The following is a 12,982-nucleotide window of genomic DNA, read 5'->3' as shown; positions in this document are numbered from 1 at the left end:
ATTAGAGGTGTAAGTCAGCCATTGTCTTGGTCTCCTGTTTCTCTGGGTGGTATCACAGTCACAATGTCTAATCCTACAGCTACAAGCGTTCGTGTTACTTTAACTGGTCCTTACGCTACTCCATCCCAGATTAGTTCAGCCAATCCTGATCCTCTTTCCACTATTTCTTTGCCTCAGACTTTCGAGTTGGTCGGTCGTGATATTAATGGTACTCCAGTCGTCAAATATGGTTTTACTTTGAAGCAGTGGTTCGTCAACCGTGGTAATGTGTATGATACCAATTATTCTTCTGTCTCATCTTGGTGTCGTCGTATTGGTTATCGCCTTCCTAAGGTAAAGGATTTAACCAACGCAGTTCGTACAACACCTCCTGCTATCTCTGGCGCCACTCCTCGTTCATCTGGTAATTATTACCAGCGTAGAATTGGTTCAGGTTTTTTCACGGAGTGGGGTAATATGTATGATTATTCAGGCGTTGGCTTCTACAACTATCGTTGGTACTGGACTAGTGACCCGTCTGGTCGTACCATGTTTTTCGTGAAGCCAGACTACGGTTCCGTGGGTTGGCCTAACTACTACTACGAATACTACGGGCTTTGCTCCCATCCTTAGTTTTTATTTCTTCGTCCTTAATCCTTAGGCTGGGGGTGGGGGTGATAAAAAATAGTATTAGGTGATTAAAAGTAAGCTGACTCAAGGAGTCAACGTCGTTTAGCCATAAAAAGTGATTTTGCGGCTTAGCGACGTTTGAATTACCCGCCTCGGCGGGTTTATTTTTGCGGTTTTTATCTCAAAAAAAGTTGAGGAGCGGGGTTTTTGGGGTAACGTCTTGTTCTATAAAATTATTAAAAACGCTAATTTTTAAATTCTAATATTGAATTTTTTTAAGGTTAATAATTGTGATTTTTTTAGGCTTTGTAAAGATGAGAATTTTAATGAAAACAATAGTCAGTCAATTCATTTTAGATCTTTTAGTGATCGTCTTTACGAAAGTTAGCAATTAAAATTTAAAACAAGATTGCATCATATTTTTCTAGTCATTATACTCCTTGTGTCATTTTATACAAATGAATGAAATTCCGTTAAAAAAACGTAAAATCTTAAATAAATCATAAATTTACTTGACAGGATTGTCGGCTATGTATTATAATTTTCAACAGGCAACAGGCAACAGGCAACTTGGCCAACCTATAATTTAAATTCGTCAAAGTTAAGCTTCCAACTTTTATTTTTCTCTAAAATTCATTATTTCACGAGGTTCATTAGACTTTTACGGATCTTCGTGGGATCTTTTTATCGATCCAATTTATTTCGGCAGATCTTTCTGGTTCTTTTACTGTCTATCCCTTTTTTTAGTCATGCATTAACATCGAAAACTAGTAATGTTATTTATGGTAGTGTTCCGTATTTGACGTTCGACGGGGGGCAAACCCGTGCAGTTAATACTGATGGTTTGCTTGGGATCACGTTATCTAATGGTATTCAATACACGCCTTCAACGAACATTTCATCAATTACGCCAATCGAGTTACCCGCAGTTGGTCAAAGTTTTGCTGATATTGGTATGATGCTGCCAGTTGATACTAATTCAGCCTCGCTGAGTACACTTATCGGTTCACCTTATAATTTTTGGGGGGATGATGATGGCGATGGTGATATTTCTGCGACTGGTAGTTTAAGTTTGTCTATCGTTGATAGGGACAATCAGTCGGTATCACGTGAAACTGTGTTAACGATGTGTAATGCGCCTTATCAGATTAAATTAACCAGTACTGAAGGTACATTAATGACACGTTATGGTCTTCCTCGCAGTAGTCATTTTAATGCAAGTGATGTGACTTACTTTGTCAATCCTAAGGCATCGCCGGTTATTTGTTTTGCTAAGCCTAACTTGCACGTTGGTAATCTTAATGAAGATGGTAAATCTCACGACTTCCGTGGTTCAGCTTTGATTTGGGACCCTGATAAAGGGTTTCTTACTCAATCAGCTACACCATCATCTTATAATTTGAATTTTCCGACAACCGGGGCTGATGGTTTGTATTTTGATTTAGATATTGGTGGTAGTAATCAAGCATTGTTTTGGGCTCCTGTTTCTCATAGCGGTATCACTGCTACGATGACAGATTCATCACCTACAAGTGTCCGTGTTACATTATCTGGTCCCGTTGCAACATCGTCTCAATGGAGTTCAGATAATCCGGGAAGTGTGCCTAGACCAGCTTTACCTCAGACTTTTGAGTTAGTCGGGCGGGATAGTGAAGGTAATGATGTTGTTAAGTATGGTTTTGTGTTAAAGCAATGGTTCGTTAACCGTGGGCACGTGAATAAGATTCTAAGTAATCAAATAGCTTGGTGTGATGATATAGGTTATCGTCTGCCTGCGGTTAAAGATTTAACTAATGCTTCTTGTCGAGGGACTAATTCCGGTTCTCACTGTCAAGGTTCAGTTGGTGCAACACCTGCGTCACCGAGTAATTTTTATCAGCGTAGTATTGGTGCCGGGTTTTTTACTGAGTGGGGCTATTTGTACCAACACTCTGGAGGTAGTTTTAGAGGTGCTTGGTATTGGACTAGTGATCGCCATGCTAGTGGTCAGTTTGTAGTGAATTCGCATTATGGCAATATATTTTGGAATGATCCTAATCTTCCACCATTTGGCATGTGTGTGACAGATTAGCTTTTAGTTGTTTTTCTTCGGTTAGGGAATCGTTGATGTATAGGCAATTAAAAAGCGATTTTGTGGTGTCGAAGTTTAAGCTATCCGCCTCAATTGGGGCGGATTTATTAAAATGATACGGTAAAAAAAGTTGAGGAACGGGGTTTTTGAACCCCAAAATCCTTTTATTGTTCCTTCCATATTCAACTTTTTATTTTTGATTTTCTGCTGGGTTGCCTGAATATGGAAAATGGCTGTCTTTTAGTTGGAATGAGAAATCTTTAGTATCAACTTCCCCAACGGTTTTATCACTGTCATAGAGCGCTAGTAAGAATTCAGCCATTTGGTCGGCAGAATGATATTTGGCAAAACTTTTGTCATAATTATATTCACTGACATTGTTGGCTTTTTTGCCAAATTCAGTTTGCGTTGCTGCTGGGGCGAGTACTTTGGCTCTTAGTTTTGCGTTAGTCTGTATTAGTTCTTGAGCAAGCCCTTCTGTAAAGGCACTGACGTAAAATTTGGTGGCGCAATAGGTTACCGCGTTAGGTACAATGGTATAACCACCTCGTGATGAGATGTTAATCAGTTGTGTGTTGGTGTGATTATGGTATTTACGTACATAAAGGGTTGATAGGATGGTTAATGCTTCTATGTTTAGGTGGAGCATTGACTCAATTTTAGTTAACTCTTGTGTACTTACACTACCATAATGTCCAAAACCAGCATTGTTGATCCACGTTTCGATAAAGTAATTTCTTAGTTCATTAAATAATGTGTAGATGGATTGTGTATCGGTGAGATCACAAACTTTAATAATGACTTCTATGTCGGGGTTGATTGTTTCTATTTGGTTTTTTAATGATTCTAAATTTTCTATTCTTCTTGCTATTATAATAAGGTCTTTGTTTCTTTTTGCAAAAGCGATTGCTGTTGCGTAACCTATGCCTGAGCTGGCTCCGGTGATGACTGTATATCTTTTTTCAGCGTTAATAGTTTCTGTTTCTGTTTCGATATCCATTTCTATTTCAATTTCCATTTCGTATCCTTTTTATATCCGTATCTATGTTCTAATTAATCAATTTTAGTCGCTCGCATTAAAATTGTTTAGCGAACATTAAAGTTCGCACATATGATAACAATTTTTTGTTTAGAGTATTTTCTTTTTTTAATTAAGGATGTGTATTATATTTATATATAAAATGACTATAAATAGTGTCAAAATTTATTTATTAACAACTGGTGGTTGATAATATGGATTTAGTTAAGTGTATGGAAGCTTTTGTGATAACGGTTAAGACCGGATCGTTTGCTGCAACTTCAATCTCTTTAAATACCTCTCCACAAATGGTCGCAAAGTATATTTTGTTTTTAGAAAATTATTTGGGCTTAAAGTTGTTAAATAGAACGACGCGATCGCAAAATTTGACCGAGTTTGGCAAGCAGTATTATGAGCGATGTCTATTTATTTTAAGTGAGATTAAGAATACTAAGACATTAGCACAAACATATAGTAAGGAGCCGAAAGGTCGTTTAAGAATTAGTGCACCGGTGAGTTATGGTCAATTTAATTTGGTTCCGGTTATTAGCCATTTTATGAAATGTTATCCGAAGGTGAATATTGATATTCAGTTAAACGATCGTTATGTTGATTTAGTTAAAGATGATTTTGATGTGGTGTTTCGAATCGGTTCTTTAAGTGATTCGGGATTGATTGCGAGAAAGCTTAGTGATTTGCAACTTATTTTTGCTGCATCGCCAAGTTATTTGGCTCGTTATGGTGTGCCAGCGGTACCCGATGATTTGAAAAAGCATCAATGTTTGATCTATCAATATGTTAATTCAAACAAAAAAGATAATTTGTGGCCGTTTAAGATAAATGGTGAATTGATTAATGTTCCAATTACAGGATCATTTCAAAGTAATAATACGGCAGCACTAGCTGTGGCCGCCCTTGAAGGGTTAGGTATTACGATGTTACCTGAGTCGACGTTGAGAGAGTCAATTAAACAAAATAAATTAATCCCAGTTTTACAAAATTTTTTACCGCCGGCGAGGGAAGTCCATTTGTTGTATACCGCCGATAAGCAACGGTTGCCTAAGCTCAATATTTTTATCGATTTTATTATTAATGCGATGACTTAATAAGTATTTGGATAAATAAAAAAAGCGATCTGATGATCGCTTTTTTATTAATTTTTATTGAATTATTTTATTGTTGCAAGTGTGCTTACTTCTTTACCTAACATATTGTTTAGGTAATCTAGATCACTTGCCGTTAAGGTTCCAACTGCATATTTTAACTGTAATAAACTTGTTAAATAGTTGTATTTAGCATCAGAAAGATTTCGTTTTGAGCTATACAGTTGTGTTGTTGCGTTAAGTACGTCAACGATAGTACGTGTTCCCACTTGGTATCCAGAAGAGGTTGCTTCTAATGAGCTTTGTGCTGAAACAACCGCTTGTTGATAAGCTTTAATCGCACTGATCGATGATGAGATGTTGTTGTAAGATGAGCGGATTTGGTTAATCACACTACGATTAGTACTTTCAAGTTTTTCACTTGAGCTTACGAAGCTGTGTTGTGCTTGTTGTACTTGTGATACTGTTGCGCCACCAGAGAATAGTGGTAAGCTAACGCTAACCCCAATTCTGTTATCACCTGCATATTTTTTACCGGCAGTATGACGCTTGTAATTGGTATCACCATAACTCTCGCTTTTATTTAGGTTGGTTGATGCTTCTAAGCTAGCAGTAGGCATAAAACCGGATTGAGCCATTTTGATTTGGTCGCGAGCAATCTCTTGGTTTAACTTCATTGTTAATAAATTGAGATTAGTGGTTTCAGATTGTTTTAACAATGTGTTGATTTGAGTTGGTTGCTCAGTTCTAAAGGTTTTAGTGTCAACGCTGGCAAGTTGAGAATAGAAGCGTCCACTTACTTGGCGTAATGCTTCAAGCGCATTATTTAAATCATTTAATGCATTAACTTGTTGTGCAACAGTTAAGTCGTAATTTGCTTGAGCATTTTGTACGTCGGTAATAGCAACTAGCCCAACTTGATGTTGTTGGCGAGTTTGTTCTAATTGACGACCAATTGCTTTTTTCTGTGCATCGATAAAGCTTAATGCATCAAGGGCTTTTAATACGTTAAAATAGGCTACCGAGGTGTTTAAAATTAATGTTTGGCCTTGGTATTGATAAGAGATATCCGCAATAGTGGCTTGTTTTTTGGTGATATCTAACGCTTTCCAATTAGAAAAATTAAAGATACTTTGTGATACACCAACTTGGTATAAGCTACCGCTTTTAGATTTAACACCGCTATCGTCTCGACGTCCATGTGCTACACCATAAGAAGCACTAAGGCCAACTTGCGGAAGTAAGCTTGCACGAGAACCTGAAATTGCTGAGTAAGCTTTATCTTTTTCAGCTAATGAACTGCGTAGATCTGGGTTGGTTTGTTTCGCTTGTTCATAAACCTGTACTAAGTTTTCAGCAAACACAGATTGACTTAATGCTAAGCCAATTAAAAAGGTTAAAGTTTTTTTCATTAATCTTCTCTTTAAAAGCAATAAAATAGAATAATATTTTCAATTGCATAATTTTAACAGATAATTAGCATATAGAAAGTATACTTATTCGTGATTCGCACTTTTTATTAAAATTTAGCTTAAAATTGAGAATTTGATATGAAATTTAAACCTGTGCTTTATAACAAGAAAGATGTTTTTAATTTAACTAAACGCATTTTATATAAGGGCTTTTTTTCGTTATTGGAATACCGTTTTCAATACCGTAAATTTGATGGTTCAATCAGTGAGGTGGTGAGTCGCGAAATTCTGGAGCGTGGCCATGCTGTGGTGCTTTTAGCCTATGATGATAAGCGTGATGAAGTTGTGCTTATTGAGCAAATTCGGATAGCTGCAATTGAGACTGAAGATTCGCCTTGGATGTTAGAGTTGATCGCTGGGATGATGGATCATGAGAATGAGTCGATTGAAGAAGTAGCAAAACGAGAGGCCTTGGAAGAGGCGGGTATTGTTGTTGGGCAATGTAAGCCAATTATTATTTATCTTGCATCACCAGGTGGTTTAACTGAGAAGTTACATGTTTTGGTTGGTCAGGTTGATGCTTCAACCGCTAAAGGCGTGCACGGTTTAGCTGAAGAAAACGAGGATATCAAGGTTCATGTAGTCAGCCGTGAGCAAGCTTATAAGTGGGTTGAAGAAGGCGTAATTAATAATGCGGCATCAATTATTGCATTACAATGGTTACAACTTAATCATTCGACACTAAGAAATGAGTGGAAATAAGCTATTTTTGTTAAATTCAGGAAATTATTGCTTCCCTAAAAATAAATTTTATTTTACAATTTAGTATAACATCATGATTTAAAAATAAAAAATTGTGATGTTGATCACAATATCAATTCTATTGCTGGCATGATTTCATATATATAATTATTGAGGTAGATTTTGGCGTCACTTTTAACGCTTCAAATACAGAATAAGCATTGTGCAAATATTTTGCATATTACTGATACACATCTGTTTGCTGATGAGGATGGTGCTTTATTAGGCATTAAGTCAAATGCGAGTTTTTTATCGGTTATTAATGAAATTAAGCGCGGTAATAGAAAGTATGATTTGATCGTTGCAACAGGTGACTTTGTGCAAGATGGTTCGAAGAAATCCTATGCCCGCTTTGCCGAGCAGATTAAGCAGTTTAATACGCCATGTGTTTGGTTGGCTGGTAATCATGATAATTTTAGTTATATGCAGGAAGTTTTTTCGAATTACCAACTGGCTGAAAATAAAGTGGTATTGCTTGGTGATAATTGGTTGATTGTGCTTTTAAATAGCCAAGTTGTTGGTCAGGCATGTGGTTTGTTACCTCAATCTGAGTTGCAATTTCTTGAAAAGACGTTATTAGCTCATACTGATAAAAATGTGATGGTCTTTTTGCATCACCATCCTATTAGTTCGGGTTGTCATTGGTTAGATGAGCATATTTTAAAAAATAGTAATGAACTTGAGGAAATCGTTAAAAAATTTCCTTCAATAAAAGGTCTTGGTTGGGGGCATATTCATCAACAACAAGATCATGTTTGGCATAATTGCCACGCGTTTTCTACACCATCTACTTGTTTTCAATTCAAGCCAAATTCTTATGAGTTTCAATTATCTAATGATGAAGCTCCAGGCTGGCGTGAAATTAAGCTTAATGAAGATGGAACAATTGAATCTAACGTTTTCCGTATTGCAGATAATCTGTTTTTGCCTGATGTTTCGCAAAAAGGTTACTAATATCTATCTTTTCAAAGGTTACTCAAACGTTAATTTTTACAACGATTGTTTAGAGCAATGGAGCAAAAAAATAAAATAGTCTTTCAACAATCCGTTGCCAGATTGGTCTTTTTTTCCATTTTTCAATATCCACTTTGTCTGATTGTGATAAATATTGTTCTAACAGTGTAGATAGTGATTTTGCAAACTGTGCATCATCAATTACCGTTGTGATTTCAAAATTGAGCCATAAACTTCGCATATCTAAGTTAACGGTTCCAACTAAACTAAGTTGGTTGTCGATTAATACACTTTTGGTATGGAGTAAATTATCGTTAAATTGATAAAGCTTAACCCCACCGTTTAATAATTCAGAAAAGAATGCTCGACTTGCCCATTTGACCATTAGCGAATCATTCTTTTTAGGGACGATGATGACTACTTCAACACCTCGTTGAGCGGCTGTACATACTGCATGTAAAATATCATCACTTGGTACTAAATATGGCGTTGTGAATATAATTTGTTCTTGAGCTGAGTAGATTGCGGTTAAGAGTACCTGGTGGATCATGTTTTCAGTATAACCAGGACCTGAAGCAATCAGTTGCATAATATGTTTTTTATCTTCTGGCGGCTCTGCGAAATCAGTAATTTGAGGTAGGGCTAAATATTTTCCTGTTTCTAGCTCCCAGTCACTGGCGTATATTGCACCCATTAGTGTGGTTACTGGACCACACATTCTGATCATGATATCAACCCACTCCCCAACATGTTTATTTTGTTTGAAGAATCGTGGATCTACGATGTTCATGCTACCAGTATATGAGATGTAGTTGTCAATAATGGCGACTTTTCGATGTTGTCGTAAATCAAGTCGTCTAAACATAAATCTTAATAGATTAACCTGCAATGCTTCGATGATGGTTATGCCTGCGTCTCGCATTCTTTGGCTGGCTTTGGAGCGGATAAAATGTCGACTACCGGCTGAGTCAATCATTAGGCGGCAGGTGACGCCTCGTTGTGTGGCTTGTATAAGCGCTTGTTCAACATCGTCAGCTCTACCACCTTCGTTCCAAATGTAAAAGACCATTTCGATATTTGACTTGGCTTGGTTTATGTCTTGAATTAGTTGGTCAAAAATGGCATCGGTATTGCTCAGTAATTCAATGTGGTTGCCTCTGATCCCATCAAGACCTGTTTGATGTTTACAGAGTTGAAAAATAGGTTTGCTAACCTGGCTGACTTTGGTGGTAAAGATGTCAGGAAAAGCACTTAATCGATTAATAAATTTTGTAATAGTCGGGCGCATTTTTTGCGCACGTTTGGCTCTTTGTTGCCCAAGATGAGCTTCACCTAGTGCAAAATAGAGAATGACACCAATTATAGGTAATATATATATTACTAACATCCATGCGATTACGTAAGTGGTTGGTCGTCTTTTAAAGACAATACGTAAGGTGGTTGACACAATAAGCAACCAGTAAACAAGAAATATTAATGTACTTACTAAGGCATGAAATGATGTAAATTGCATAATTATCAGCTATAACTTAAGTTTAGTTTACTAATTGGGTCTTTAGTACAATCGAAATTTTGAAATATTTCAGGCAACGGTTTTGGATTATTATGTTTATCTACAGAAACATAAGTAAATGTCGCGTCAGTAATGCAGAAGCGTTGTGTTGCATTGTCAGCATCTGTTATTTTTTTTATCCAAACTTCAATACCAATTGTAATGGATGTTGTACCGGTTTTTATACAATGTGCATAACAACAAACAACATCGCCAACCATTGCTGGTTTGTAGAAGGTGATACTACTTGCATTTACTGTTACTACTCTTCTTTTAGCAATTTCTTTAGCTAAAATACCACCGGCTAAATCCATTTGTGACATTATCCACCCGCCAAATATATGGCCATGAGGGTTGGTGTCTGCTGGCATGGCTAAAGTGCGTAAAACGAGTTGTCCATTAGGGTTATCTTGCGTCATGTTGAAAGTACTCCTACTTATATTTTTTTATCCGTTATCAGCCATTTTATTCATATGCCGATAGATGTAAATGCCCGATATCAATGACATGACTAATGATGCAATCGGTAAAATAAATACTTTGAAGATCCAGAAGAAATCACTTGATGCATAATAGGTTGCAACTAGGCTAAATGAACCGCAAACCGTAAAAAAAGCGATCCATATCAAGTTGAGTTTATTCCAAATAGCGATATCGAGATGTATCTCTTTACCTAACATTTTTTGTAGTAGATTTTTTTTGAAACCAAACTGACTAATAGATAATGCAGCAGCAAATAAGAAGTTTATGATGGTTACTTTCCATTTAATTATGTCTTGATTTTGCGTATAAAGTGTTATGCCACCAAAAATCATTATCATCAGATAGGAGACGAGCTCGACTTTATCAATTTTTTTATACATAACAAGAATAATTAAAAATGAGATGGTTGCTGAAACCATCAAGGCTTGTACGCCAACAAAAATATCGTAAATTGTTAAAAATATAAAAAAGACGATAAGTGGTATAAAATTTAATAGCTGCTTCATTTAATTATTAACCTGAAAGATAAAAGTAAGAGTTCTCAATAAGTGAAAAGCCTATTAAATAGGCTTATTTTTTTGTATGAAGTTCCGGATGAGTTTTACAGTTACCTGATTTGCAATGACCATAAAGATATAAGCTATGAAAGGTGAGTTCCACGCCATATTGCTCTGCAATTTCTTTTTGACGTTTGTTGATAATTTCGTCTCGAAATTCAAAAACTTCTCCACAATCTAAACAAATTAAGTGGTCATGATGTTTTTGTGAGGCAAGCTCAAAAACGGCTCTTCCTCCTTCAAAATTGTGGCGTGTTACAATACCCGCATCATCAAATTGATTTAATACACGATATACTGTAGCAAGACCAATCTCTTCGCCCATATCAAGTAGTTTTTTATAAAGATCTTCCACAGTAATGTGTTGGCATGAAGGATCGCGTAGTAATTCTAAAATTTTTAATCGCGGTAACGTAACCTTTAAACCCGCACTTTTGAGTGCTGCATTGTTATCTTTATCATGATTTGTCATATTACATTCCAATTTAGTTAATTAATTAGGCATATTATAAAATATGAACGGAAAATAAAATAAATCACTCTGATAGATCAAATATTCATTTCGGTTTTTACTTGGTTTACCCAATTATTAATTCTTTCTTCTGTTAATTCTGGTTGGCGATCTTCATCAATTGCTAAACCTACAAAGTGGTTGTCATCAACTAAGCTTTTAGATGCTTCAAAACTGTAACCTTCAGTAGACCAATGACCGACAATTTTTGCGCCTTTAGGTTCGATAATATCGCGGATTGTTCCCATTGCATCACAAAAATATTCAGCATAATCTTCTTGGTCACCACAGCCAAATATTGCGACTGTTTTGCCATTAAAGTCAACGTTTTCTAAGTTAGGAAAAAAATCATCCCAATCCGCTTGAGACTCACCGTAATACCAAGTTGGAATACCAAAAAATAAGAAGTCATATTTTTCGATATGTTCTTTTGTTGTTTTTGCGATATCAAAAAGATCTGCTTTGTCTGTACCTAAAATTTGTTGGATTTGTTTAGCTACATTTTCTGTGTTGCCTGTGTCACTACCAAAAAAAATTCCAACTTGTGCCATATTTTTACCTTTACTGTTTTTACAATATACATGTTTTGAGTATAACACTGTCGGTAGTTATCAGCAATAATTCTCAATTACTCCAAACATAAGTAATTATTTACTACACAATTTTTTCAACTTGAATTAAAATTAGCCACTATTTTATGGCAATCGACGTTTCGGAATTATTTATGAATCTGCATGAGTATCAATCAAAACACCTATTTAAACAATATAATTTGCCAGTGCCAGAAGGTTATGTGTGTAATTCAATCGATGAAATACAAGATACATTGGCTGAGCTCTCTTCTCAATCTAATGCTTGGGTAGCAAAGTGCCAAGTTCATGCAGGTGGACGTGGTAAGTCAGGTGGGGTAATTTGTACTAAAGATTTTAATGAAATTAGATTGTTTGCTGAAAAATGGTTAGGTCAATATTTAGTGACTTATCAAACAACGTCTAAAGGGCAACCAGTTAATAAAATTTTAATTGAAAAAGCGTCTAATATAGAAAAAGAGCTTTATTTAGGGGCGGTTGTTGATCGTAGTACAAAACGCATTGTGATTATGGCATCTACCGAAGGTGGTGTTGAGATCGAAAAAGTCGCTGAGCAATCGCCACATTTAATTCATAAAATATCACTCGACCCTTTAACAGGACCATGCGGATATCAAGGCCGAGAGTTAGCTTTTAAACTTGGCTTAACCGGTAAATTAGTCAATCAATTCGCTAAATTATTTGTTAATTTTGCTAATCTTTTCATTGAAAAAGATGTTTCTTTAGCAGAAGTCAATCCTTTAGTTATTACCGATACACAGGAGTTAATCTGTCTAGATGCTAAAGTTGTGCTAGATGATAATGCTATGTTTAGACATCCTGATTTAGTCGTATTAAGAGATACTACACAGGAAGACGAACGGGAGTCGATAGCGGCTAAACAAGGCATAAGCTATGTATCTTTAGATGGCAATATTGGTTGCATGGTTAATGGCGCAGGCCTTGCTATGGCAACTATGGATATGATTAAACTTTATGGTGGTGAGCCAGCAAACTTTTTAGATGTTGGTGGTGGCACGACAAAAGAACGGGTTGCCGAAGCCTTTAAATTGATACTTTCTGATAAAAATGTGAAAGCAATATTAGTCAATATTTTTGGTGGTATTGTTCGCTGCGATCTTATTGCTAATGGCATTATTGATGCAATTAAGGAAATAGGTTTGACTGTTCCTGTTGTCGTTCGTCTTGAAGGTAATAATGCGGAACTAGCAAGAGATATTTTAGCTAAAAGTAAATTAAATGTTATTACCGCAAAAAGTTTAGTCGATGCAGCCCAACAGATCGTCAGTGTTGCACAATAAGAGAATGGGTGGAGAATAAT

The 12,982-nt window shown here is 36.1% G+C and carries 12 protein-coding genes and 1 pseudogene; 6 read left to right on the top strand and 7 right to left on the bottom strand.

Going from position 1 to position 12,982, the window contains the following annotated elements; genetic code table 11:
• Both J3U16_RS05040 and J3U16_RS05035 read left to right on the top strand, forming a co-directional pair.
• Positions 1-612: pseudogene (locus J3U16_RS05040) on the top strand (hypothetical protein); the annotation flags it as partial.
• Positions 613-1,282: 670 nt separating this feature from the next.
• The gene (locus tag J3U16_RS05035) at positions 1,283-2,680 is read left to right on the top strand and encodes a hypothetical protein (RefSeq protein WP_065734254.1); all 1,398 of its coding nucleotides are present in this window, start codon (positions 1,283-1,285) and stop codon (positions 2,678-2,680) included.
• A gap of 190 nt (positions 2,681-2,870) precedes the next feature.
• Here the strand turns inward: J3U16_RS05035 and J3U16_RS05030 are convergent, their stop codons facing one another.
• Complete coding sequence (locus J3U16_RS05030) at positions 2,871-3,698, bottom strand: SDR family NAD(P)-dependent oxidoreductase (RefSeq protein ID WP_267342577.1); 828 nt, start codon at positions 3,696-3,698, stop codon at positions 2,871-2,873.
• A 215-nt stretch (positions 3,699-3,913) separates the two neighbouring features.
• On the opposite strand from J3U16_RS05030, the gene J3U16_RS05025 reads away from it, so the two are divergent.
• Positions 3,914-4,804: a LysR family transcriptional regulator gene (locus J3U16_RS05025; protein ID WP_065734255.1), complete on the top strand. Its 891-nt coding sequence runs from the start codon at positions 3,914-3,916 to the stop codon at positions 4,802-4,804.
• A gap of 62 nt (positions 4,805-4,866) precedes the next feature.
• On the opposite strand, the gene tolC is transcribed toward J3U16_RS05025, so the two are convergent.
• Complete coding sequence (tolC, locus tag J3U16_RS05020) at positions 4,867-6,213, bottom strand: outer membrane channel protein TolC (RefSeq protein WP_267338238.1); 1,347 nt, start codon at positions 6,211-6,213, stop codon at positions 4,867-4,869.
• 138 nt (positions 6,214-6,351) lie between these two features.
• On the opposite strand from tolC, the gene nudF reads away from it, so the two are divergent.
• Entirely contained in the window at positions 6,352-6,975 is a 624-nt protein-coding gene (gene nudF / locus J3U16_RS05015; RefSeq protein ID WP_267342576.1) for an ADP-ribose diphosphatase, read from the top strand.
• A gap of 162 nt (positions 6,976-7,137) precedes the next feature.
• Complete coding sequence (cpdA, locus tag J3U16_RS05010; RefSeq protein WP_267342575.1) at positions 7,138-7,968, top strand: 3',5'-cyclic-AMP phosphodiesterase; 831 nt, start codon at positions 7,138-7,140, stop codon at positions 7,966-7,968.
• 49 nt (positions 7,969-8,017) lie between these two features.
• On the opposite strand, the gene cls is transcribed toward cpdA, so the two are convergent.
• The 5 genes from cls to fldA all read right to left on the bottom strand — a co-directional run bounded on the left by cls (position 8,018) and on the right by fldA (position 11,622).
• On the bottom strand, positions 8,018-9,481 hold the full coding sequence (gene cls, locus J3U16_RS05005; protein ID WP_267342574.1) for a cardiolipin synthase: 1,464 nt from the start codon (positions 9,479-9,481) through the stop codon (positions 8,018-8,020).
• A 5-nt stretch (positions 9,482-9,486) separates the two neighbouring features.
• The gene (yciA, locus tag J3U16_RS05000; protein ID WP_065562254.1) at positions 9,487-9,939 is read right to left on the bottom strand and encodes an acyl-CoA thioester hydrolase YciA; all 453 of its coding nucleotides are present in this window, start codon (positions 9,937-9,939) and stop codon (positions 9,487-9,489) included.
• A gap of 27 nt (positions 9,940-9,966) precedes the next feature.
• The gene (locus tag J3U16_RS04995) at positions 9,967-10,509 is read right to left on the bottom strand and encodes an inner membrane-spanning protein YciB (protein WP_220225071.1); all 543 of its coding nucleotides are present in this window, start codon (positions 10,507-10,509) and stop codon (positions 9,967-9,969) included.
• A gap of 64 nt (positions 10,510-10,573) precedes the next feature.
• On the bottom strand, positions 10,574-11,032 hold the full coding sequence (fur, locus tag J3U16_RS04990) for a ferric iron uptake transcriptional regulator (protein WP_065562252.1): 459 nt from the start codon (positions 11,030-11,032) through the stop codon (positions 10,574-10,576).
• A 77-nt stretch (positions 11,033-11,109) separates the two neighbouring features.
• Positions 11,110-11,622: a flavodoxin FldA gene (gene fldA / locus J3U16_RS04985; RefSeq protein ID WP_065562251.1), complete on the bottom strand. Its 513-nt coding sequence runs from the start codon at positions 11,620-11,622 to the stop codon at positions 11,110-11,112.
• A gap of 173 nt (positions 11,623-11,795) precedes the next feature.
• On the opposite strand from fldA, the gene sucC reads away from it, so the two are divergent.
• Positions 11,796-12,962, top strand: coding sequence for an ADP-forming succinate--CoA ligase subunit beta (gene sucC, locus J3U16_RS04980; protein WP_065562250.1), 1,167 nt, complete (start codon positions 11,796-11,798; stop codon positions 12,960-12,962).
• The last annotated feature ends 20 nt before the right edge of the window (positions 12,963-12,982 follow it).

Source organism: Gilliamella sp. B3023 (assembly GCF_026536845.1).
Taxonomy (GTDB): domain Bacteria; phylum Pseudomonadota; class Gammaproteobacteria; order Enterobacterales; family Orbaceae; genus Gilliamella; species Gilliamella apicola_E.
This window is presented reverse-complemented; position numbering and strand designations above follow the sequence as displayed.